The organism is Lentimicrobiaceae bacterium, from assembly GCA_023227965.1.
GTDB lineage: Bacteria > Bacteroidota > Bacteroidia > Bacteroidales > JALOCA01 > JALOCA01.
In genome coordinates this window covers 15,531-40,021 of record JALOCA010000023.1, presented here as the reverse complement: position 1 = coordinate 40,021, position 24,491 = coordinate 15,531, and the positions used below count along the sequence as shown (strand labels likewise).

The 24,491-nt window shown below is 36.5% G+C and carries 23 protein-coding genes; 7 read left to right on the top strand and 16 right to left on the bottom strand.

Annotation, left to right across the window (positions count from 1 at the left end):
* Positions 1-46: 46 nt before the first annotated feature.
* Positions 47-556, bottom strand: coding sequence for a hypothetical protein (locus M0R21_08925; protein ID MCK9617942.1), 510 nt, complete (start codon positions 554-556; stop codon positions 47-49).
* A gap of 177 nt (positions 557-733) precedes the next feature.
* On the opposite strand from M0R21_08925, the gene M0R21_08920 reads away from it, so the two are divergent.
* Together M0R21_08920 and M0R21_08915 are read left to right on the top strand one after the other, a co-directional pair.
* Positions 734-1,198: a DUF1573 domain-containing protein gene (locus tag M0R21_08920; GenBank protein MCK9617941.1), complete on the top strand. Its 465-nt coding sequence runs from the start codon at positions 734-736 to the stop codon at positions 1,196-1,198.
* A gap of 140 nt (positions 1,199-1,338) precedes the next feature.
* The gene (locus M0R21_08915) at positions 1,339-2,538 is read left to right on the top strand and encodes a pyridoxal phosphate-dependent aminotransferase (protein MCK9617940.1); all 1,200 of its coding nucleotides are present in this window, start codon (positions 1,339-1,341) and stop codon (positions 2,536-2,538) included.
* 264 nt (positions 2,539-2,802) lie between these two features.
* Here the strand turns inward: M0R21_08915 and M0R21_08910 are convergent, their stop codons facing one another.
* The 11 genes from M0R21_08910 to serC form a co-directional block, all read right to left on the bottom strand.
* Positions 2,803-4,065, bottom strand: coding sequence for an alginate export family protein (locus M0R21_08910; protein ID MCK9617939.1), 1,263 nt, complete (start codon positions 4,063-4,065; stop codon positions 2,803-2,805).
* 25 nt (positions 4,066-4,090) lie between these two features.
* On the bottom strand, positions 4,091-4,852 hold the full coding sequence (locus M0R21_08905; GenBank protein ID MCK9617938.1) for a phosphate ABC transporter ATP-binding protein: 762 nt from the start codon (positions 4,850-4,852) through the stop codon (positions 4,091-4,093).
* Positions 4,853-4,854: 2 nt separating this feature from the next.
* Positions 4,855-5,715: a phosphate ABC transporter permease PstA gene (gene pstA, locus M0R21_08900; GenBank protein MCK9617937.1), complete on the bottom strand. Its 861-nt coding sequence runs from the start codon at positions 5,713-5,715 to the stop codon at positions 4,855-4,857.
* A 3-nt stretch (positions 5,716-5,718) separates the two neighbouring features.
* Positions 5,719-6,618, bottom strand: a complete 900-nt coding sequence (gene pstC / locus M0R21_08895; GenBank protein ID MCK9617936.1) for a phosphate ABC transporter permease subunit PstC — start codon at positions 6,616-6,618, stop codon at positions 5,719-5,721.
* A gap of 3 nt (positions 6,619-6,621) precedes the next feature.
* Positions 6,622-7,614 carry a PstS family phosphate ABC transporter substrate-binding protein gene (locus M0R21_08890; GenBank protein ID MCK9617935.1) on the bottom strand — a complete coding sequence of 331 codons (993 nt, stop codon included), beginning with the start codon at positions 7,612-7,614 and terminating at the stop codon, positions 6,622-6,624.
* A gap of 149 nt (positions 7,615-7,763) precedes the next feature.
* Positions 7,764-8,384 (bottom strand): hypothetical protein, encoded by a 621-nt coding sequence (locus M0R21_08885; GenBank protein MCK9617934.1) that lies wholly within the window; start codon positions 8,382-8,384, stop codon positions 7,764-7,766.
* A complete protein-coding gene (locus tag M0R21_08880) occupies positions 8,381-9,178 on the bottom strand; it encodes a metallophosphoesterase (protein ID MCK9617933.1) in 798 nt (265 codons plus the stop codon). Before M0R21_08880 ends, M0R21_08885 begins: the two co-directional genes overlap by 4 nt.
* 600 nt (positions 9,179-9,778) lie before the next feature.
* On the bottom strand, positions 9,779-9,955 hold the full coding sequence (locus tag M0R21_08875; protein MCK9617932.1) for a MarR family transcriptional regulator: 177 nt from the start codon (positions 9,953-9,955) through the stop codon (positions 9,779-9,781).
* Between the two features lie 104 nt (positions 9,956-10,059).
* Positions 10,060-11,307: a DUF1015 domain-containing protein gene (locus tag M0R21_08870; protein ID MCK9617931.1), complete on the bottom strand. Its 1,248-nt coding sequence runs from the start codon at positions 11,305-11,307 to the stop codon at positions 10,060-10,062.
* A 110-nt stretch (positions 11,308-11,417) separates the two neighbouring features.
* The gene (locus tag M0R21_08865; protein ID MCK9617930.1) at positions 11,418-12,341 is read right to left on the bottom strand and encodes a 3-phosphoglycerate dehydrogenase; all 924 of its coding nucleotides are present in this window, start codon (positions 12,339-12,341) and stop codon (positions 11,418-11,420) included.
* Positions 12,342-12,414: 73 nt separating this feature from the next.
* Entirely contained in the window at positions 12,415-13,485 is a 1,071-nt protein-coding gene (gene serC, locus M0R21_08860) for a 3-phosphoserine/phosphohydroxythreonine transaminase (protein MCK9617929.1), read from the bottom strand.
* A gap of 141 nt (positions 13,486-13,626) precedes the next feature.
* Here serC and M0R21_08855 point away from each other — a divergent pair, with 141 nt between their 5' ends.
* The 4 genes from M0R21_08855 (at position 13,627) to M0R21_08840 (ending at position 19,111) form a co-directional block, all read left to right on the top strand.
* Positions 13,627-14,625: a hypothetical protein gene (locus tag M0R21_08855; GenBank protein ID MCK9617928.1), complete on the top strand. Its 999-nt coding sequence runs from the start codon at positions 13,627-13,629 to the stop codon at positions 14,623-14,625.
* Between the two features lie 463 nt (positions 14,626-15,088).
* Positions 15,089-16,009, top strand: coding sequence for a hypothetical protein (locus tag M0R21_08850; GenBank protein MCK9617927.1), 921 nt, complete (start codon positions 15,089-15,091; stop codon positions 16,007-16,009).
* Positions 16,010-16,071: 62 nt separating this feature from the next.
* A complete protein-coding gene (locus M0R21_08845) occupies positions 16,072-18,021 on the top strand; it encodes a hypothetical protein (protein MCK9617926.1) in 1,950 nt (649 codons plus the stop codon).
* A gap of 49 nt (positions 18,022-18,070) precedes the next feature.
* Positions 18,071-19,111, top strand: a complete 1,041-nt coding sequence (locus M0R21_08840; protein ID MCK9617925.1) for a patatin-like phospholipase family protein — start codon at positions 18,071-18,073, stop codon at positions 19,109-19,111.
* Between the two features lie 95 nt (positions 19,112-19,206).
* Here the strand turns inward: M0R21_08840 and M0R21_08835 are convergent, their stop codons facing one another.
* The 4 genes from M0R21_08835 to M0R21_08820 all read right to left on the bottom strand — a co-directional run bounded on the left by M0R21_08835 (position 19,207) and on the right by M0R21_08820 (position 23,338).
* Positions 19,207-19,923, bottom strand: a complete 717-nt coding sequence (locus tag M0R21_08835) for a CBS domain-containing protein (protein ID MCK9617924.1) — start codon at positions 19,921-19,923, stop codon at positions 19,207-19,209.
* A 30-nt stretch (positions 19,924-19,953) separates the two neighbouring features.
* The gene (locus M0R21_08830; GenBank protein MCK9617923.1) at positions 19,954-20,424 is read right to left on the bottom strand and encodes a DUF2721 domain-containing protein; all 471 of its coding nucleotides are present in this window, start codon (positions 20,422-20,424) and stop codon (positions 19,954-19,956) included.
* A gap of 127 nt (positions 20,425-20,551) precedes the next feature.
* Entirely contained in the window at positions 20,552-21,268 is a 717-nt protein-coding gene (locus tag M0R21_08825; protein MCK9617922.1) for a DNA alkylation repair protein, read from the bottom strand.
* Between the two features lie 159 nt (positions 21,269-21,427).
* Positions 21,428-23,338: a helix-hairpin-helix domain-containing protein gene (locus M0R21_08820; GenBank protein ID MCK9617921.1), complete on the bottom strand. Its 1,911-nt coding sequence runs from the start codon at positions 23,336-23,338 to the stop codon at positions 21,428-21,430.
* A 335-nt stretch (positions 23,339-23,673) separates the two neighbouring features.
* Between M0R21_08820 and fabG the strand changes: the two genes are divergently transcribed.
* On the top strand, positions 23,674-24,420 hold the full coding sequence (fabG, locus tag M0R21_08815; protein ID MCK9617920.1) for a 3-oxoacyl-[acyl-carrier-protein] reductase: 747 nt from the start codon (positions 23,674-23,676) through the stop codon (positions 24,418-24,420).
* The last annotated feature ends 71 nt before the right edge of the window (positions 24,421-24,491 follow it).

Here is a 24,491-nt window from a genome sequence, read left to right as displayed (position 1 = left end):
TCTTCAAATTTAGTAAATTTCAAAAACAAGTTATTTCTAACAATGTTTATTTTAACCGTTTAAAAGCAGAAAAATCACCTTTTTCAATGGCATTATTTATTTGTTCGATAGTAATTTTTGTTTTCAAACCACAGTCATACATCTGCAAAAGAGGATTTTTATCAATTATCAGGCGATAAAGTTCCTTGCCAGTAGGAGTAATTTTTAACTGGCTATATTGTAAATACGTTAAACTTATGAATGCGACATTCTCATTAATTCCACGGTTGTCAAGCCAGAAACTATTAGATAGAAGCGTGGGTAAGGCCAATTTACCCTGATAATACACATCGTTAACACCCGGAAAAGATACTATTTCTTTTTTGTCTTCAGAAAGTATGACCGGAACCAGAATGCTGTATTCACCCTTTGTTTTATAGATAATTGTGTGGGGTAATGCAGCTACACCCGTAACATTGCCAGCTTTTGTAACTGATCCCTTTTTACAGGGGCAGCACATGCTAAAAACTAAAAATAAGGCAATTAAAACAAATATTAATTTTGATCTGCTAAGCATTAACGTCCATTGTACGCTGCAAAAGTATTAAAATTAAGTTACGAAATATTTCTTTTATATAGGCTTTCGGTATAAAATTTGTTAAAAAAATAAAAAATATTACCTACAAGCTATATTTTTTTTTATTTTTGTTGCTGTGTGTTAAAATTTACATAAAATACTAATAATAATTATCTTATGAAAAAACTTATTGTTCTTACCACTATTTTGCTGTTAGTGTTTTCGTTTGCTTTTGCCCAGGAGCCAGTTAAGAATCAGGCACCTGATAAAAATGCGCCCGAAATTTCCTTTAACAAGATTGTTCATGATTATGGAACCATTTTGCAGGAAGGTGATGGAAACTGTGAATTTGAATTTAAAAACACAGGAAAAGAACCCCTGGTTCTTACAAGTGTTACTTCTTCCTGTGGTTGCACTATTCCCGAATGGCCTCGTAAACCTATTTTACCCAGGAAATCGGATGTGATTAAAGTTAAGTATGATACAAAACGAACGGGAAAATTTGCCAAACAAGTAACAGTGGTTTCCAATGCAAAAAACTCAACCATTGTACTGAAAATTCAAGGTGAAGTGGTAGACAAAAACACCACCCAAGCCCCGATTAAAGATGTTAACAAAGGGACTATGCCTGTTGCAAAATAAACTTAGCTTTATGTAGTAAATATATTTTAGCCCGTTAATACAACGGGCTTTTTTATTTCTACAAATTACTATTCTTAGTAAAAAAAGTTACTAATTTTGCCGATCATTAACTCTGTAATCATATTTCAAAATAAATAGTTATGCCAAAAATTTCCGAACGTGCTCATGTAATGCCAGCTTCACCTATCCGAAAACTTGTTCCTTTTGCAGAAGCTGCCAAGAAAAGGGGGATAAAAGTTTACCATCTTAATATAGGACAGCCTGATATTAAAACGCCAGAAGTTGCTATTCAGGCTATAAGAACATTCGACCAGCGTGTGATAGAATACAGCCACTCGGCGGGCAATGAGTCCTACCGCCGTAAACTTGCCGGGTATTACCAAAAGATTGGAATAAATATTGAATATGATGATATTATAATTACCACCGGGGGTTCTGAAGCGCTTATTTTTGCAATGATGTGTTGTCTAAATCCTGGGGATGAAGTAATTATTCCCGAGCCGTTTTATACAAATTACAATGGTTTTGCTATACAATCGGGCATAAAAGTAATTCCCATCACTTCAAATATTGAAAATGGTTTCGCTCTGCCTCCCATCGTCGAGTTTGAAAAGAAAATAACCCCGAAAACAAAGGCGATTCTCGTTTGCAACCCAAATAATCCTACGGGATACCTGTACTCAAAAGAAGAATTGGAGCAGCTTAGGCTGCTTGTTTTAAAATACGACCTCTATTTGTTTGCCGATGAGGTTTACCGCGAATTTTGCTATGATGGTACCACACATTTTTCGGTGATGAAGCTTGACGGTATTGCTGAAAATGTGGTTTTGGTAGATTCGGTATCCAAACGTTACAGTGAATGTGGCGTTCGTATAGGCGCTTTGATTTCCAAAAACAAATGCCTGATGGGTGCTGCCCTGAAGTATGCACAGGCTCGTTTAAGCCCGCCTTCTCTCGGGCAGGTGGCTGGGGAGGCATCTTTGCAAACTCCTCCTGAATATTTCAATGAAGTATATAACGAATATATTGCACGCAGAAATTTTGTTATCGCCGAATTAAATAAAATTAAAGGCGTTGTTGCACCCATGCCTAAAGGCGCGTTTTATACCATTATTGGCTTGCCTATTGATGATTCTGACAAGTTTTGTCAATGGTTGCTCGAAGACTTCAATTTCGAAAATCAAACAGTGATGCTTGCCCCTGCTACAGGCTTTTATGCCACACCCGGTTTGGGCAAAAACGAAGTCCGTATTGCGTACGTTCTTAAAAAAGAAGACCTTAAAAATGCGGTAAAATGTTTGAAAGAAGCACTGGAAGGGTACCCGGGAAGGGTTGAATAATGCAATTGCAATACACAGCACATTTTACGGCAGCTTATTCTGTTACTCCGCAGTTGGATTAGCTTCCAAAACTTTTCAGGACATTGCTCCGCAGTAGGGGCTCATTTCCAGAAATATTTTCAATAATTTGTTTCAAGTTCAGACTAATTTATAACCCGACTTCGACGTAAAGTTGCAAGCCATTCTTAGATTATAATGTTTGTCAAAAAAAATAGCTTACCGGATGCCCGAAAAGCTATTTTTATTTCAGTAAAAAATTTTGTCCTATTTTAAAGAAAACAAGGTTGGCTTAATGGTAAGCATTGTCCAACCCCAGTTGCCAATGCGGCTGGAATCACCACCAATAATGGTTTCCATAGACTTACCGGCAAGCATGGCTGAATAGCCTATCTGCAGACTTACTTCTCTGGAAAAATCTACTTTCAATGACATATCTGCCTCGGTTCCTAAATATTTATCAATAGATTTTCCGGCATCCAAATAATTGTTTTCTAAGGCAAAGTAATGGAAATCGGTTTTGAAAGTTGACTTTGCGGAAAGTTTACACGTAAGTTTCAGGTATGCGTCTATCAGCCCGGCACCTTTGGTATGTTTGGGCATATCGGTAAAATAATCCATGTGCCCGTCGAAAGAATGGCCGGTTCCATAAAGGGTGGAAAAACAGTTTACATCTTCATTATCTGCATCCTTACCATCCTTACCTGAGATGACTTCAATACCAGGATTTAATGTAAACTCTTTAATTGGAGAATAATATATTTCCGGATTTACATAAAAAGCAGCGATATTTACACCGGTTACATCTTTACCCGACTGGCAGAAAGCACGTATGGCAGCACCAAATTTTTTAACTTTGTAATCGGCAACGCCACCATAAGTTAAACGAACATAATTGGTGTTGGTTGTTCCGGCTTTCTGAAAACCATCGGCAATGCCTATGGCGGATAATTTTAGGTTATTAATCTTTTTGGTAATCCACAAAAAATTGAGTGTTTTATAATTGCCTTTAATACTTTTTAAAGAATAATCGGTGGAATAAACGGTGTCCTTTGCCTGGTTAAAAGCCGTACCAAAATCAATTTGCCAGCCGTTGCGTTTGTATTTCAGCAATAAAGCATCGTGGGTTTGTGCCTGTTGCTGCCAGTTGTTGTTGCTCAAAAGTCGCTCGTTGTCGTAAACCAGTTCCTGACGACCGATTTTTATAGAGATGCTATCGTAAACCGGAAGCTCCACCCATGCTTCGTACACGCCAAGAGAAGGATTATCCTGTTTCAGCTTTTCGTCTCCCCAGATTCTTACATCCTGAACCGTAATTTTTCCGGAATATTTTTGATAATTAAATTTGAAATTTAGCCGGGTACGCTGGGTAACCAGTGCGGCAAAATCGGTTTCGGAAGTTGGCAGTTTTTTATATCCGTCGCGCAGTTCGGCGCGGGGACGCAATTCGCCATCAAGAACAAATTGGGCTCTAAGTGCTGTATTCGCAAGCAAAGCAATTAAAATTAGAGTAAAAGTTTTAAATTTCATAGTCAATGTGTTTTGTACATAGAAATTAATTAAAAATGCCTTTAAGGTATTGTTTTGTGATTTCTTCCTTGGGGTTTTCAAACACTTCCCCGGCAGTTCCCTGCTCAATAACTTCGCCCATGTACATAAATACCACGTTGTCGGCGATACGTTTTGCCTGTCTCAGCACGTGAGTAACCATTACGATGGTGTAATTTTGTTTCAGTTCCACAAATTTCTCCTCAATTACTGTGCTTGAAATGGGATCAAGTGCAGAGGTAGGTTCGTCGGCAAGAATGATTTCCGGATCAACGGCAAGTCCGCGTGCAAGGCAAAGCCGCTGCTGCTGCCCGATAGAAAGTTTGGAAGCAGGGTCTTTTAGCCTGTCTTTCACTTCTTCCCACAGGTTTGCCTGTCGAAGATAGTTTTCTACCCTTTTATCTAAAATGTTTTTGTTCAGCCTTCCGCTGATGCGCAGTCCGTAAGCTACATTTTTGTAAATGTTCATTGGCAGTGGATAAGGCCTTTGCGAAAGCAAGCCCATTTTTTGCCTTATTCGGGTGATATCTTCGTTTGTATTCAGCACGTCAATGTCATCAATAAAAACATTGCCTTTCACTTTGATGTCAGGATACAAATCTGTGAGGCGGTTCATACACTTTAACAAAGTGGTTTTGCCGCATCCCGAAGGACCAAGTATCACCGTAATTTTTTTTTCAGGAATTTCGGCATTGATATTTTTCAATATTTGCTGCTTCCCGATAAACAAATCAAGGTTTTGTATTTTGATTTTTGAAGGATTGCCCATTGTTAAAAATTAATTTTATGCTTTTGGTACCGGCGGGAAAAAAATCTGGCTAATATGCTTATTACAAGTATAATAAATGTAAGTACCACTGCTGAAGCAAAAGCTCTGTCCCTGACTTCTTCCAAAGGAGACCCAAGTTGGAAAAATATGGAAAGTGGCAGTGTGGCAGTAGGTTGGTTTAACCCGGTAGGGATATTGTCGGTGTATCCCGTGGTAAAAAGTACCGCAGCGGCATCACCTATGGCTCTTCCGAAAGAAAGAAGAATGGCAGTTACCATTCCGCTATAAGCCTGACGAAAAAAGACCCGGTATGCCGTTTCTGATTTGGTGGAGCCAAGCGACAAAGATGCTTCCTGTAATCCCATTGGAATGGTTTTCAATACTTCGTCCATCGCACGTACCATAATAGGGATGATAAAAAGGGTTACGGTTATGATACCTGCAAGCAGCGAAGTCTTTATTCCGAAAAAAATCATCAGCGTAAAGCCGAATGCTCCGTAAACGATGGATGGAACACCCCACATTACATCTAAGAAGAAGCGAAGGGTGTTTGCCAGTTTTTTTCTCTTTACAAGATGAATATTCATGTAAAGGGCTACTGGCAAGCCGATGATAAATGCCAGAAATGTAGAGCCTATGGCTAAGTATAGCGAGCCTACAATGGCATTCAGGATACCACCTTCTTTACCAAAATAAAATCCGCCTTTAGGCTTCTGGCTAATCATCTCCCAGCTTAAAGAAGGCAAACCTTTATACAAAACGCTGAAAATGATCAGGGCAAGTGCCAGTATTATCACGCTGGTAGATAAAAACATGATTATCCTGAAAATCTTTTCTTCTGTATGTCTGAATTGCTGCAACATAGGTTAGTCGTTTTTTTCTATATTTATGATGGCAATGCGCGAAGCAAAGTTGAAAAAGATGATGATAACAAACAGCACCAGTGCAGCCAGCATCAATGCCGAATCGTACATGGGGATGGAAAGCATTTCGCCATAATTATTTGCGATGAGGGCAGGTAAAGGATAGCCCGGTTGGAACAATCCTTTTGGAATGGTGGTAACGTTGCCTACTACCATTAAAACTGCTATGGTTTCACCAAAAGCTCGCGAAAGCCCTAAGCCAAGCGCCGAAATTATTCCAGGGAAAGCCTTTTTAAGTAATACGAACTTAATGGTTTGCCATTTGGTGGCTCCCAATGAGAGCGATGCTTCGCTAAGCTCTTCAGGAATAGTACTAAAAACTTCAATCAAGATGTTCAACATGAAAGGAATGATCATTACCGATAAAACCAGAGCACCAGCAAGGATGCTGAAACCGGTTGTTTGTTTTCCCATCATGGGTGCTAAATAGTCTGAAATAAAAGGAACTATGACTAAAATACCCCATACACCATAAATTACCGATGGAATGCCGGCAAGTATATCAATTACAGGATGCATCAACCGCAAAACCCTTTTTTTTGCATATTGTGTAAGGTGAATGGAGGTGAGCAGGCAAATTGGCCCGGAAATGAGCAAAGCCAGGATTGTTACCCACAACGAGCTGATGATGAATGAAAGAAATCCAAATTTTCCGCTTAGTGGTTTCCATTCACTGGAAAACAACAATTGGTACAAAGGGTGATTATCGAGCAGCATTTTGGATTTCAGGTATAGCCCGATACCTAATAAAATAGGAATGATTATCAGCAAAATCAAGCAGATAATCATCCAGTAGCTATGAAGGGTATTTCGTAAATGCCGTTTGACGGAAAATCTTCGCACTTTTTAATTACTTATTTTCTGTAACTCTTTGTTGAGCTTTTCCTCTGGGAAGTCCACATAACCAGCTTCGTTAACAAATTTTTGGCCATCGGTAAGAATCCAATGTATAAATTCAACAACTAAAGGGTTTGTTGGTTTACCCTTGGATACAAAATAAAGGTCGCGAGCCGGAGGAGAAGGATATTTCCCTGTTTTAATGGCATTCATAATGCTATCCAAATTGCTATAGAAATTTTCTTCGGGGTCTAATTTCCCGTTTTCGTTTATATCAATTGGCAAAATTTCCAAGCCTACATATTTTTTACGTGTATTGATGTCGTAGGCATAGATAACATTATTAAATCCAATGGATAAAGGGTCTTTTTTTACTTCTTCTGCAATACCCGGATCGCCATAAATGCCGATTCCTAAAAGGCTTTCCTGGTTTTTGCCAAGATATTTGCCCCACATTTCGGCAGCTCCGCATGCATCCGAACGGTTAAAAATATTTATTTTGGATTTTACACTACTTGCATTACCGTATAATTGTCCCCAGGTTTTTATTTTGCCTGTGATGTAAATATCTGAAAATTGAGTTTTCGTAATCCCTTTACTGAGAATATCTTTAATGAGTGGGTTTTTTGCATTAATGGTTGGCAAAACAGCATCTTTGGTAACAGCAATCCACCAGGCGCCTTTTTTCTGCTCTTCCTTACTCACTTCTTTAGAATACATACCCAAGTCAACCATTTGAGAAAGAGCATCTGTCATTCCTTTACCGGCACCTCCGGCAGAAATATCAATTTTAACATCCGGATGAATTTTCTGAAACTCTTCTGCCCATTTTACAGTCAGAGGATAAAGGGCAAACGCACCGGAAATGCTTATTCTTCCTTTTAATTCTTTGCCGGTGCCTTCATTTTTTGAATTTCCGCCTGAACCACAACGAATAAACAATATAAATGTCATACCAATAACTATGGATGCCAATACAATTGAAATATATTTTTTAATCATATATATTTTTTTTAATTAAATTATACTTAATGTACAGTAAACTGATAGATTTAATGGACTTTGCAAAGATAAATATATATTACATGTAGCAATAGTTGTCATTATATATTTATAAGAAAAATATTTTAATCAGATAAGATATTTTGAGACTAAAAAGAAATAACTGCTCCCAAAGCAAGGCTCCAGGCATCCGAAAATTTTATCTGTTTATATTTCAGGCTTTGATATAAATAGGTATCCACGGCACTACATTCGGAATAAAAACCTACTTTTTTTACGAAACAGTATTTTTTAAAATAAATTATACATTCCTGTGAAAGGAACGGCATAAAATGAATTGCATTAGTGGAATAGTAATTATCTGGATAATAATCAGGCAGTTCAAAATAGGTTTTTTTGGTAAAAGCAAAATTAGTGGAAAAACCAACCTGTTGTTTGATAAGGATATTACTACCAGGGCGAAAAACAAAAAGATTGGCCATATTTTTTATAGCTACTGTTCGAATATTATTTCCACCAGCCCAAGAAGGTACAAAACCATAAAAAATTTCGGTTTGAGCATGGTCTTTCTGCCAGAAATAACCTATTCCAATTGAGCCATAACCTATATTACCAGCATATTGTAGCTTAAGATAATCAGGTATCAACGAAAAAGTGTTTTCTCTGGAAACTTTTTCCGTACTCACTTCTTTGCCTGAATAACAATTAAAAGATAATAGTATCAAAGAAAAACCAAGCAATAATTTTAATGTGTATTTATATTGTTTCAAAATTTAATACATTTTATATTAAAAGTCTTTCCCGTTATATTTACCTGAAGATAATTACGTTTGCAAACACTACCGCTAATTGCATAAATTACGCTGTCCTGGTAATAATCTTTCATTTCAAAGTTATGTTCATGCCCGCAAAAAACCGCTTTTACATCATGGGCAGCCATCATTTTTCTGAAGATTTCTTCTTTTTCTCCGACTAACTGGTCTGTCCAGGGAGGAATATGGGTTACTACAAATACGTTTGTATCACTTCCAGTAGAAGAAATTTCATTTTCTAACCATTCAAAATCTGGATGATGGATAATACTTTCCCAAACAATATCATCAAAAAATACCAGCTTATTTTTCCCTATCCTTATGGAAAAATTTTTCTTTCCAAAATAATGATTATAAATATCAGAGCCATTAGATAAATAGTCATGATTTCCAATAACAACTAAATAGGGCTTATTTAATTTTTCAATGATTTTGAAATTATTATTGTATTCCCATAACAATCCGCAATCAGAAAAATCACCAGTATGAATGGTAAAAGCACTTTCTACGTTTCTATTCAGAGTATTAATGGCTCCATAAAAATCATCATAATAGGCATGGCTATCGCTGATTATAGTAAAGGCAAATGTATCCTGATTCTGAATGCTATTTTTTATTTCATTATAGTTTTTATTATTTAACTCTCTATATTTCAGCTTATCAATAGAAACATAGGGGCTGTATTGAAAAGTATCTTCGCAGCTTGTAAAGTTGAAAAAAAGGAGTATTAAAAATAAATTCAAATAGTTCATCTTTTTCATTGCAGTTCTCAGTAAATATTTTTTACAAAAGTATTTTTTAGTTTTTCTCTGTAAAATTTTATCTCATTGAATGACGTTTTTAAATCCCCGTATCCGCTTAAACCTAATTTGAAACATTTTTTTTCAAAAAGCTTATCATATGCATTTTATACAGAAAAAAGTTTGTTAACAAAAAATCAATCATTTAGATTAATTATATGATTTAATTAATCTATTTAATTAAATGGTTAAATTTATGAAATATTTCAACTATTATTACATATTGTAATAATTTAATCTTTATAAGTTGAATTCCCCGCCGTATGATACGTTATTTCTTCAACAAGACAGGCTTTGCGGTTCTTTGTGCATTTCTTTCCAAACTTTGCAATAAAAATTTAACCGCAAAGAATACGCTGAGTTCTTCGCAAATAGGCGCAAAGAATTTTTTATTAATAAATTTGTTTAGGTAGGGTATCAAATAATCATTAAACATTTTTCAGTGATATCCGTACCTCCGTGGTTTTTAAATTAAAACAAAACAACCCCTGCTACAATAAATAACAGAGGTTGTTTCAGTGTTTACATCCTTCAGCGGGATGTGTTTGTGGTTTACTTTGCTTGGTAAAAGCACATTTTAGGCGAAATGATCTTTTCTTCTTTTTTCAGTTTCTTGATGATCTTATCCACTTCCGCTTTGTCAATGCCAGCTTTTTCGGCAACTTCACCGGATTTCATGGGCACTCCGGCATCCTTTAAGGTTTTGAGAACTAATTCTGCGGCATCCATACTTTTTAATTTTAAATCTCAAATCTGCAATTAGTTTAGCTTGGAGCCGGGAGTTAGGAGCTATGGATATATATGCTCATAGCTCCTAGCTCCAAACTCATCGCTTAATCAAGTTTATGAACAACTAAACCGCTCCGAAGTTTGGGCTCGAACCAGGTAGTTTTTGGTGGCATGATGTTACCGGTATCAGCAATGTTGATTAACTGCTTCATAGAAACCGGATACAATGCAAAAGCAACCTTCATTTCGTTGCTGTCCACCCGTTTTTTCAGTTCGCCCAAGCCGCGGATTCCACCAACAAAGTCAATACGTTTGTCGGTACGCAGGTCTTTGATGCCTAATACATCGTCTAAAACTAATTTGGAAAGTATGGTAACATCCAGCACACCTATCGGATCGTTGTCGTTGAAGGTTCCAGGTTTGGCAGTCATGCTGTACCATTTTCCATCAATATACATGCTGAAATTATGCAGGCAGCAGGGTTTGTAAATTTCGTTGCCTTTTTCGGTAATATCGAAAACTTTGCCAAGTTTGGCTAAGAAATCGGCATTTGACAGTCCGTTCAGGTCTTTCACCACGCGGTTGTAATCAATGATTGTTAACTGGTCGGCAGGAAAATGTACGGCAAGGAAGAAGTTATATTCTTCGTTACCGGTGTGATTTGGATTATTGCTTTTCTTTTCGTTTCCAACCAAAGCAGCGGCAGCAGTACGGTGATGTCCGTCGGCAACATAAGTATAAGGTACTTTAGCAAATAAGTCAACGATGCGCTGTACGAGAGTCTTGTCACGGATTACCCAGAAATGATGTCCAAAGCCATCTACGGAAGTGAAATCATATTCCGGTTCATTTTCCTTAACAAACTTAGCAACAATTTCATCTATTTCCTTAACGTTGGGATAAGTAAAAAATACCGGTTCCATGTTGGCATTGGTGATGCGTACATGTTTCATGCGGTCTTCTTCCTTGTCCTTACGGGTAAGTTCATGTTTTTTTATGATACCGTTCATATAATCCTGCACACCGGCACAGCCGACAATCCCGTACTGGGTTTTGCCGTTCATGGTCTGGGCATAAATATAAAGGCATTCTTCATTGTCCTGTACCAACCAGTTGTTTTTCTGGAATTTTTCAAAGTTTTCTTTTGCCTTGTTGTAAACAGCTTCGTCGTGTTCGTCAATGCCAACAGGAAGATCAATTTCAGGTTTTATGATGTGCAGAAGCGAATAGTCGTTTCCACCGGCTTCCACGCGTGCTTCGGCAGAATTAAGTACGTCGTAAGGACGTGAAGCAAGTTCTTTTACGATTTTTTTTGGAGGACGCAGTCCTTTAAAAGGTTTTAGTATAGCCATTTTTTAAGTTAAGATTTAAAATTTGAGATTTCAGATAAAAAGTATCTGATTGATTCCGCCATCCCGAAGTTCCCTCCCCGAATACTCGGGGAGGGTCAGGGAGGGGTAGTTTATTTATTTAATTGGAATTTTTTATTTCCGGTAGTAAAGAAATCAGCAATCTGGTTTGCGGCAGCAATGCCTGCATTGATGTTGGCTTCTTCGGTCTGGGCACCCATTTTCTTGGGGGTAAAGAAGTAGCGTCCGGCATATTTTTCGGCGATTTCGGCTTTGCATTCCGGTTCAATATCGCTTAGGTATTTAAAGTCGGGACGTTCGGCAAACATCTTCAGCAATTCTTCTTCGTTGATAACTTCCTTACGGGCAGTATTTACCAATACGGCACCTTTAGGCATTCTTGAAAGAAGATTGAAGTTGATTGATTTCTTTGTTTCGGCAGTTGCCGGGATATGTAACGAAACATACTGACAGGTGCTGTACAAATCTTCCAATTTTTCGATGCAATGAACACCATCTTTTTCAATGGCTTCTTTGGAAACGAATGGATCGAAAGCATAGATTTCCATACCAAAACCTTTGGCAATTTTGGCTACAAGACGACCAACGGCGCCGTAAGCCTGAATACCTAATTTTTTACCTTTTAATTCACTTCCTGATTTGCCATTGTACATTCCGCGAGCCATAAAAACCATCATGCCAAGTGCCAGTTCGGCAACGGCATTAGAGTTTTGTCCGGGAGTATTCATGGCAACGATGCCTTTTTCAGTACATGCAGCCAAATCGAGGTTATCGTAACCGGCACCGGCACGTACAACAATCTTCAGATTTTTGGCAGCCTCTACAACTTCGCGGTCAACAATGTCGCTGCGAACAATCATAGCATCGGCATTGGCAACAGCGCCAAGCAATTCGGCTTTGCTTTTATAACTTTCCAGAAGTACCAGTTCGTAGCCGGCAGCTTCCACTACTTTGCGGATGCCGTCCACGGCAACTTTTGCAAAGGGTTTTTCGGTTGCAACTAATATTTTTTTCATGATTTTATAATTTAATTATCACCTCTCCTCCCAGCCCCCTCTCCATTAGAGAGGGGGAGTAAGGGGGTGAGGTTTATGCGTTAGCTTTTTCAAATTCGTGCATAGCATCAATCAATGCCTGAACGCTTTCGATAGAAAGTGCGTTGTAGCATGAAGCGCGGAAACCGCCAACGGAACGATGTCCTTTGATGCCTACCATGCCTTTGCCTTTGGCAAATTCCATGAAAGCTTCTTCTTTGTCTTTGTATTGTTCTTTCATCACAAAGCAGATATTCATGCGCGAACGACTGTCTTTTTCAACGGTTCCAACAAACATTTTGCTGTTGTCGATAGCATCATAAAGCAGGTTGGCTTTTTTCTTGTTCATTTCTTCCATCACTTTTACACCGCCTAATTCTTTGATCCATTTTAAAGTTTCTTTAACGGTGAAAATTGGCAAGCACGGAGGTGTGTTGAACATCGAACCTTCCTTAATATGCGTACGGTAGTCGAGCATGGTTGGGATAGCGCGTTCTACTTTTCCGAGGATGTCGTCGCGAATAATTACAAAGGTAACGCCTGCAGGTCCCAGGTTTTTCTGTGCACCGCCATAAATCATTCCGTATTTGGAAACGTCCACCGGACGGCTCAGGATGTCTGATGACATATCGGCAACTAAGGTAACAGGGCTGTCGAAATCTTCGCGGATTTCGGTTCCGTAAATGGTATTGTTGGTTGTGATGTGGAAATAATCAGCATCGGCAGGAATAGTCCAGCCTTTAGGAATGTAATTGAAGTTCTTATCGGAAGAAGAAGCAACAGTAACTACTTCACCAAACAATTTAGCTTCTTTCAATGCTTTTTTTGCCCAAACACCTGTTTCCAGGTAAGCTGCTTTCTTATTCAAAAGGTTAAAAGGAACCATGCAAAACTGAAGGCTTGCACCGCCTCCAAGAAACAAAACGTGATAATTATCAGGAATATTCAACATTTCTTTAAATAAAGCTACGGCTTCATCAATCACTGCCTGAAAATCTTTGCTTCGATGCGAAATTTCCAGGATTGACATTCCTATTCCGTTCAAATCTAAAACGGCTTTTGCTGTGTTTTCAATGGCTATTCTCGGAAGAATAGATGGTCCGGCATTAAAATTATGTTTTTTCATAAAAATATGATTTTAAGTTGTTTATTAAAATAAGTTTCAATTATTTTTTGTAGTAATTTTACAATCTTTTAAGCAACAAATTTAGGAAAGTAAATGACAACAGCAACCCAAATACACGCATTTAATTTATTGGGGAAATTTTTGAAATCTTTTCCGGATGGAATGGGTGGATACGCTATTAAAGAAAATGTTATAAAGCTGGAAGAAGCGATACAGCAAAGCTGTAATCTTAATCCCTGGTTTACCCGGGAAAATATCCTGAAAGCATTGCATTCCATCGGAAATTCTCTCGAAGAAAGCAAAACGGAACATTGGCTTCTCCCTTATCGCAACAAACTGAATTTATCTAAAGATCAAAAAACAGTTGCACTCGTGATGGCTGGGAATATTCCTCTGGTAGGTTTTCATGATTTTTTATGTGTACTCGTAAGCGGACATAAAGCATTGATTAAGTTGTCCTCCAACGATGATAAATTACTGCCAGTGCTTTCGCAGATTTTGATAGATGCAGAGCCTTCTTTTGCCGGAAAGATAGAATTTGCAGAAAATAAGCTTGCAGGTTTTAATGCGGTGATTGCCACCGGAAGTAATAATTCTTCGAGATACTTCGAATATTATTTCGGAAAATATCCAAATATCATCCGGAAAAACAGGAATTCCGTAGCCATACTTACCGGGAACGAAATGCCGGACAAACTCAAAAAATTGGGAAACGATATGCTGACTTATTTTGGCTTAGGTTGTCGCAGTGTTTCTTTTGTATATGTTCCTGAAAACTATTCTTTCCAACCGTTATCAGATGCTATTGCTCCCTTTCGCTATTGTATCGATCATAATAAATTCAGAAATAATTACGACTATCATAAATCTTTGTTTATCATGAATAATATTGCGCACTATGATACTGGCATTCTGCTTTTCCGCCCAGAAAATACATTACAAAGTGCAGTGTCGGTAGTACATTATTCTGTTTACAACAATCTTTCGGAGGTGGAAACAACGATTGCCCAACGCCGTGATGACATTCAATGTATAGTAGGAAATTATCCGGGGGCAATTCCTTTTGGCACAGCCCAGGAGCCGGAGTTATGGGATTACGCCGATGGGGTTGATACTCTCAATTTTTTATTGTCATTATAATTAAGACAATACATTTGTCTGTTGGGAAACAAAATTTATTACCCTTTCACCGGAAGTAATATTATTTTTTATTTTTTTCAGCTTCTATTCAAAACAAAATTTTTCTTACCTTAGCTTAGTTTTTCCGTCGTTGAATTGTGGGTTCGATTTCTGTATCGAGTATAACTTTTTCAATCCCTTTTTGCCAATAAAACCCACTTTTTCAGGTAACGACGGGTACTCACGTTGGGGAGCGTGAAAAATCAGACAGGATTTTGGAGGCTTTGCCTTTAGGGGGCAAAACGAAAGTATATTAGGCTATTACATAGTCCGATTTATATATCGGAAGCTAAAAAGCTACGAAAGGGTAAACAAAATGGAAAATGGGGGAAAATTACAACTAAGCAAAGAATACATCCTGTTACAGGTTTCCGGCAGATTGCCAATACTAATTCACGGATTTTTTTAACTAATACATTCAGCCATGTTCAATTCACAAATTCTCGACATAGCCATCACACTAATTTTTGTTTATTTTCTGTTGGCTATGATTATTACCGGTGTTAATGAAATGGGGTTTTCATTTTTACACAAAAAGGCAATAAAACTTAAAAAGGCGATGGAAAACCTTTTTTTCGATGAAGAATGGGCAGAAATTGCGCCCAAAGTGTTGCAATCTCCTTTTATCACTTCGTTGAAAAAAAGTCCGAAAACATTTCCCAGCACCATACCTGCCAAAAATTTTGCATTGGCGTTACTCAGTGTGATTGGAAAGGGAAAAACTGACATTGAAACTCTTTCAAAAATCATTAACCAGAAGGAAAACAAAGGGGAACTTTATTCTATTCTTTCTATACTGATTGCTTATCCAGGAATAAAAACGGAAGAGCTTTTAGCCGAAATAGAATCTATTTTTAACAATTCGATGGACAGGGTAAAAGGCTGGTTTTCTTCTTACGCAAAAAAATGTTCTTTCTCTGTTGCAATAGCGATTGCCATTGTAGGAAACATTGATACCATCAGAATTACAGAACAATTGTGGCAAAACAAAAACATTGCTACTCAAAATGCAGAAATGATAAGCATTATGGCTCCCATAGTTGCCGAACAACATAAGGAATTAATGAACGCACAGCCAATCGAAAATGACAGTACGACGAAGAAAGCACGCAAACCTCTTTTGGGCGAAATGAAAGAAATAAAAAAGGAATTGCAAAAACTTCCTATTCCTGTGGGTTGGTACAACGACAATACACTTTGCCCCAAAGGCTCATATCTTGAAATTATTGTCGCATGGGGATTGAAAATTGCCGGAATTATTCTTACTGCTTTTGCAGTAACACTCGGTGCTCCGTTCTGGTATGATTTATTGCAAAAAGCAAGCCCGTTAAGGAAAAAAGCTTGAAAATATTTTAAAACGGAAGTTGAAAGGTTAAAAAAATAGACAATATTTTATTTAAAAAACTTATGAAAAAGATATACTTATTTACAGCATTATGGATATGTGTAATTCATTCTTTTGCTCAGGAATATTTCTTTAAAAGTAGCTTTAAAGATAAAGATTCAAATAGCTATGAAATAAAGGCTAAGTATTTTACAAATTATAAAAATGGGAATAATAACCCAGTATGTTTATTTACAATAAAAAAAGGAGAAGAAGATAAAATAGATAAATCAAACAAAATTTCAGATTCAATTACAAAATTATTAAATGAAATTAATAGTAATAAAGAATATGAAGTTAATTTGGAAATTTATAAATATGTCGGATTCGTAATTGATGCAATTAAAAAGCAAAATAAAGATATAGAATCTCAATATAAATCTATATATGACTCACTTAAAAAGGTGAAAGATACTATTAACCCCTTACCTGATATTGGATTAATAATAGAATTAAAAAAACAAATAAACTATTATTTAAGTTATTTTAGTATAGAAAAAAATGAAATTTCATTTGAAATGAATACCATAGATCAAGATGGTATTCTTTTCAGAGAATTATTTAAATCACACATAAAAGAACTTGGTATAAGTGTAAATGATGATGATATTAGTAAACTTTGGATTAATATTCTATTTAATTATAGTATGTTAAAAAATGATGAAATTATAAAATCAGGAATCCTATATGCTTATAAAAATGTATCTGTATATGATGTTACAGATTTATATCTTGATAAAAACAATACATTTGATAGGCTTGCAAATAAATATTGCCAAAGATTTAATACATCTCATTTTGAAAAAAAATATAAAAAGGAAAATGTAAATAGTATAAAATATTATAAATTAGGCAGAAGTTTTTTACGTCCGCGGAGAGATCAAAAAGAAATCTTAAAATATAATAAATCATGCCACTCCATAAAATATAAAATTAAATATTTACAATTAGAGGTTAGTGATGGCTCACTTTCTAATATTTATATTTCCGGGAATATTAATGGGTGCCCGATTGATTTTACAAATACATATACAATTCCATTTTCAACAAAAAGAAATTATTCTAAACTTTATAAAAGTCCATTATACAATGTAAATTCCAAAAAAGATGCTAAAATATACCTGTTTGATTTATCCGAATTCATGAATTATGTTCCAAATTTAGGTTATAAATCAATGGACTATAGTCCGGCAGATGGAGTATATTCAATAAATTTTAAACAGGAAGAATCAGACACTATTGAAACTGTTTTTTTTAAAGAGCCTACTTCAAAATTGATAAAAATTAAGGTTTTCAGCGATTTTGTTGGATTTAGCAAAAGTGAACCGAATGGACTGATTCAAACTGAAATATCTAAACCTATCTTTTTAAATTGTAATTATAGTAGTTGGATAAGCCTTCTTAGGTATACTGAACCCAAATTGCTATTCTCCAAATTGGATAATGATAATAAAAATTTAGCTTTATTATGGGATACTGCAAATAATATTAATACATTAGATATTTATAAGTATGCAAACAGATCTATTGGAACTACATTAAACGTTATAGATATTGTTATTCCACGATTTAAAGCTCATTTCGAATTTAATTATGGAATTTTTATATACAGAACGGGATTTGAAAATAAAAATAGAACCAACGATTCAACGTATGAAAACGTAATTACAAATTACAATTCATTTAATCATTTCTTTGAGCTGAGAGTCAATTTTATGCCGGATAGCAGATGGGGACTTTCATATGGTTTTAAAATTCAAAATTTTAGAATATGGGCAAATGAAAATAAAATTATACAGGAAAACGGTAAAAGATATTTATCATTTTATTCTCCTTATTTGTTAGGCTACTTTCGGCCAAATGATACTAATGAATTTTATTTTCGAGCTGAACTAAACAGGAGTTATTATACCAGCGATAACTTTATGCAATTGCAAATTGGTTATTCTTATTTTTTTACAAAAAAACTATAGCCAATTGTTTATTTAACATCTTTTTTTAACCATTCAAATATTTTCAACCATGTCAAAAAAAATCACCATCCTATCTATTGACGGTGGAGGTATCCGGGGGATACTTCCAGGTGTCATCTTAGCCTACCTGGAACAGAAGCTCCAGGAAAAAGAAGGTGCACAGGCTCGCCTTTGCGATTATTTCGACCTGCTTGCAGGAACCAGCACGGGTGGCATTCTTACCTGTATGTATATTACTCCCAGTGCAGATGGCAGACCCTTGTTTACTGCTTCTGAAGCCGTTGATCTTTATCTGAAAAATGGTGGTATAATTTTCAGCAGATCTTGGTGGTATAAATTACGTACTTTATTTGGGCTGCTAGGTGCAAAATACCCGGTAATTAACATTGAACGTATTCTGAAATCTTATCTTAAAAATGTTATGTTGAAAGATGCTCTTAAACCCTGCCTGGTTACTGCCTACGACATCGTTCAACGCAAAACTGTTTTTTTCAATAAAACAGATACCATAAAAAGCGACATATTCAATTACCATATGCGCGATATTGCTCGCTCCACCTCGGCAGCACCTACTTATTTTAAACCTGTTAAAATAGAATCATTGTTTGGAGCGCCACTCTATATGATTGATGGTGGTGTATTTGCCAACAATCCTGCAATGTGTGCATACGCTGAAGCTAGAACTACAGAGTTCAGCAAAATATTTAACCGCCCTGATAAGCCGGATTATCCCAATGCAAAAAACATGATAATGATATCTATTGGTACAGGCACTCACAGCGACCCTTATAATTATAATAAGGTAAAAAAATGGGGTGCTGCCTATTGGGCACTACCAATCATCAATATTTTGATGTCGAGCAATGCAGAAACAGTACATTACGAGTTGAATCAGATGTTTGATACCATTAAACCACCAGATCAAGCCGACTATTACCGACTGGAACCTACCGTAGGCACAGCAAGTAGCCAAATGGACCTGGCGACATCGGAAAATATGCACGCATTGGAAGAAGCCGGAAAAACTTTTGTTACTGCTAATGTGGGTTTGCTCGACAAGATTGTGGATTTGTTGATTGCAAACAAGTAAGATAAATCAATAGAACGGAGTAAAAAGTTCATCATCTTACTCCTGATAAAGTTTGTTAGTGAGTTTCTGTTAAAATTATTCAAAGGTCAATAGTTTTATTTTCCCGCAGTAATTTCAACTATCCGCGGTAAATCGCTGGGGGTGATTATTCCGAGCAGTGTACCGTCGGGTTTACCGTTGGCGGTGATAATAACAGCCTGCAGATGCATACCTGTACGTAAAGCCCTTTTAAACAAATCGAGCACTTCAAACAAATCTGTCTCTCTGCCAGCAATGGCAAAATCTTGCCTTTCGGAAAAGCGCATCACATCGGATACGCGTGCATTTCGCAATGATTCCAAATCGTTGAAGTTGGAAGCGACCCAACGGGTAAGTGTTTTGGCGGTAAGCAGGCAAACGATGGTGTTTTTGTCAATAACCGGACAGCGAATAAAATCACGAATAGCAAATGTTTCCAAAACTTCGCGGATAGATGTACCAGGAGTGGCATAATAAGGTTTTGGAGAAGCAAGTAAACTCACCCGTGGCGGATCGTATAGCAAATCGCGGATTTGGCGGATCAGTTTTACTACTTCGTCGTGGGGCTCGGCAATTACAAAGTTTTCGCGACGTGTATGTGTGATGGCATTTCGCAATTCGGCAAACTCGCGTAAATCGGGAGCAAATTTACTTACAATACGATTGAATCCCTGCGCCCTTCGCAGCAATTCGAGGAAAGCAATATGTCTCCGTTCGCGACATATTTCTTTTAGCTTCTGTTCTATCTCTGTAAATGCATCAAGAAATAATGTGGAATTAGGAACGGGCTGCATAGGTCGTGGTTATTTTAGCAAAGATAAAAATTAAAGGCTGCTGATTTCTATTTTAACAATCTGGTACCCTTTTCTTATTTCCTGGGCTGCAAACAAAATACCGATTAATACCGAAATCATCCCGGCAAGAAAAGCAAAGATTGCAAGTTGCGAAATCCATTCATCGCTGAGTTTAAATTGCAAACCAATCAGTAAGGAAGATATAATAAAAAATGCCACTGCAACTGAATATGCAATCACTGCATTTTTAACCAGCATCACTCTGTGGGCAAAATGATTGATTTGTAATGTAACGTTTTCGAGCCGTTGCTGCTCGTCGGGATGCAAATTTTCGTTTTTCGGATGGGTAGTAAGTTTTCGTTTTTCGTCGTCCAACTGGCGGATGCGGTTTACCACCAGGGAATATTTATTATTCATGCCGAGCAGCAACAGTCCGCAAGCGGAAATCATTATACCAGGGGCAAGCATAGCCTGAATGACATTTACAATTGTCAGTTCCATATTTTTATATGAATTAATCCAAATGCAAAATTAACGATTTATGTTTTATAAGACACAAGTTAATTAAGACGCGAATAAAACGGATTAATTATAATATATTGGAAATCAAGCTTTCTAAAAAATAAAACTATTTTGGCCTTTTAAATTCCTGTTTCTTTTCGGGAGTCATTTTTTCAGTTGCATATTGATAAATCAGGCGGGCGGCACTATGTTTCCATTTATGTAAAAAATCTTCTACTGGTTTCGGATTTCTTTTCCAGGCTTCGCGCAAAAGCCAACCTACACCCTGATGAACCACTCTCTCGTTATCCATCATCAATGGTTCGATAAACGATAGTAATAGGGGTATTTCCATTCCATTTTTAACAGGTTTTATCAGTGAAACAGGCACTGCACGACGTTTAAAACGGTATTTGGAAGTAATCCATCCGGAAAAATCGGTATAATTGATCGCTTTTTTCAACAGCATTTCTCCCAATACTTCTCCCGACATAAAATCGGTATGCCCCCAATTATTTATGCCTCCGTTAAACCATTCGCCCACACCTTCCAACGTAAGCGAAGAAAACTGTTTCTTAAATTTCATCAGAAGCAACATTGCAATAGAACCTTCTTCATATTTGCCCGAAGCAAACAATTCTTTTCCCAAAAGCAATATATCCTGCTGTGTTAAATGTTTATTATTTTCAAAAATATAATCTGTTTCTGCTAAGGTCTTTTCATGCGTAAGTCCGTATGCATCATATCCTTCCTTAAAATAACGTGAGTATTTCAATACAATAGCCGGGTCGGCATTTTCGCGGCAATAATTGCGAATATGAAGAATGATTTCTGAAGATTTCATAAGTAATTATTTTATTTGTTAATAGTATTTTTTCCCTTCCTGAATTCAAGTACTTAGTGCAAACTAAAGGTGCTTAGCGGTTTAATAAGTTTTAAAAATAATTACAAAGAGCACCAAGAATTACACAAAGAACAAAAAGTTTTGGTTTTTAAAACGAAGCTAAATTAAGGAATAAATAATCATGATGCCCATAAAAATAGTAGTAAAAAGTATTTCGCAAAGTTTTACAGGTTCTTTACGTGATTTTAGCCAGTCGGTAAGAAGAATAATTGCCAGCGCAGTAAGAAACAACCATATCGGCATTGCCGAAAACATAAAACAAACCAGTCCGGCAATCAATAACAGGTAAAATTTAAGGAATTTCTGTATCGAAATAAGAATAATTTTGCGGATAGAATACTTTCTCCGAAGAAACAGCAGAAAGAAAATTATCCAGAAAATGATGAAATAAAGAAAACCCACCAACAAGATATGTCCTCCATTGGCAATAAAAATATTTCTGATGTTTAGTCCGCCGTCTTCATCATCTTTTTGCGGTTTACTTAGTAATTCATATGCATGAGTAAGTGTTTTTATTGTATTTAAAGAAATTCCGGGGGTTTGCTTTATATCGCTGGTGGATGTAAAGCCTTTGCATTTTTCGCGAAAAGCAATAATTGCAGCAGCCTCTGTTTTTGTTATTCCTGAGAAAGTTAACAAATCTATTTCTTCGGCAGTATTCAGGTTAAAGGTATAAAACGGCGTCATATTGCCACCATATTGATCCATTACAAGGCAATTATGTTTGTGTTTTTCGTTCATCAGCCATATTTCAGACATAGGCTGAACCGAAAAAGCTTTTCCGCAAACCTGTTGATAAACTTTTTCAATAGTTTTTTTATCTTCCGGAAACTGTCGTTCCCATGCCACGGCGAATAGCTGCAAAAAAGATGTGTCACCTGTTGGATGATTCATTTGGCGATGCAATACGGTAAAGAGTTTCAAGTAATAATTTTGCATAGGTGAAAAAACCTTTTGAGGGATAAGTTCTATTGCATCATTATTTTCTAAAAAAGGAACATAGAAGGCAGGTGCAAGGTATTTGTTTTTTAAATCGCTTTGCAGCAAATGAGTAAAGAATGTATTGATCACTCCTTCATTGGAAGCCAATTGTGCTGGATTGCGGAACCTCGTTTCATCATATCCAAGCCCTGTGTTGCGGTAAAGCATGTCTTTTTCTATATTTCCGGAATTCAATTCCTTATTCTGATGAAACACATCTGCATTCATTGCCCACTGGTAACGTTTATAATCTTCGTATTGCTGATACCAAAGTAACAATCCAGCACGGTAATAGCCCAAACGTAGCGAATAACGAAAATCCTTATCCAAGCCCTTCACTCTTTTGGGTGAACGTTCCGAAATTAATTTGGCATCTTTTTCAATGCCGATCTTTACTGTTTTATTCTGTTCATAAAGGCGTGAAGCGTTTTCAAAATGTTCAGCAAAACCTTCGGTAAAAGCAGTAAGATAATTGGTCGTTACACTGAAATAATGAATGTCGGCAGAAAAAGCATTATAGTTTTCCTGCGCTTTTGGCATAAGCAAACCGAAAAATATATGCCCCATTTCGTGCGGATAAATTTGCGTCATCGAATTCAATGTTGCAAAATCTTTATCAAGACTTACCATATCCACATACCAGGTTTTACTTTTATCTGAAATCTTTCCATTTTCTTCAAGATAAAAGCCAAGCATCGGAAATCCGCCCTGCCTGCCTGAAAGAAGAAGGTAAGCCGGTTCTGTTTCCTTCTTTTCCCCGTTATTTACAAGATATTGCTGTAATAATTGATATAAACCCACTGACTCACTAACAAAAGTATTTTCAAACAAATATCTGGCTTTTGCAAAACGGGGATCGCTTTCCGGCAAAGGTTTTAAAATGGGAAGTTCATTTTTAATTTTCCCGGTTGGGATTAATACCCTGTAATATATTCCCTGATTATTTTTTTCAGGAACTACTGTACAAAAAGCAGAAAGAGAGAGAGAAATCAATAAAATGTAAATGTAAAAGAATAAATGTTTTTTCATGGTAATATGTTTTATTTTTTTTGACGGTATATAGTCATTAAGGTTACATAAAAACATCAGAATGCAAAGAATTAAAATTATTATGTTTAACTATTAATATTATCACATTAAACGATAATTATTTTTTTAATAAAAAACACATTATATTGTATTGTTTATCTTGATTTTATGTTCACATATAAAAAAATATAAAATTCTTGTATTAAACGAAACAAATACCTCTCTTAAAAGCTAATACACATAAAGTTCATAGGCGTATAATACCGTGGTATAATCAAAAATTTATTTTCGTATGAAAAATGTATCTTTGCACCCTGAAATTAAAATAACAACCTATGAAGATTTTAGAAGGAAAAACAGCATTAATCACTGGAGCTTCAAGGGGTATAGGAAAATCAATAGCTCTGACTTTTGCTAAAGAAGGTGCTGATATTGCTTTCTCCGACCTGTTTTACGACGATAACACCATAGCTCTTGAAAACGAACTCAGGGAAATGGGCATAAAAGCAAAAGGGTTTGCCTCTGATGCCAGTTCATATAACGATGGAGAAAAACTGATTAACGATGTTGTACAGGAATTTGGCAAAATTGATATTTTAGTAAACAATGCTGGTATCACCCGCGATAATCTGCTAATGCGAATGAACGAATCCGATTGGGATTTGGTGATAAAAGTAAACCTGAAATCTATATTTAATCTTACCAAAGCCATTCAAAAAGTCATGCTGAAACAACGTTTCGGATCTATCATCAATATGAGTTCGGTAGTAGGCATTGAAGGGAATGCAGGACAATCCAACTATTCCGCTTCCAAAGCTGGATTGATAGGCTTTACCAAATCTATTGCCCAGGAATTAGGATCAAGAAATATACGTTGCAACGCCATTGCACCTGGTTTTATAGAAACGGAAATGACGGCAAAACTTCCGGAAGACGTTAGAAAAAGCTGGGCTGAAAAAATTCCTTTAAGAAGAGGGGGCAAGCCACAGGACGTGGCTAACGTTGCACTTTTCCTTGCTTCTGACCTCAGCGATTATATTACGGGACAAGTAATAAGTGTTTGTGGAGGAATGCATACCTAAAAATCCTGAAAGCATTTACCTTATTTGTACCGTCTGTTTTTTTACAAAAAAATAGTATCCGTTTTATAAAC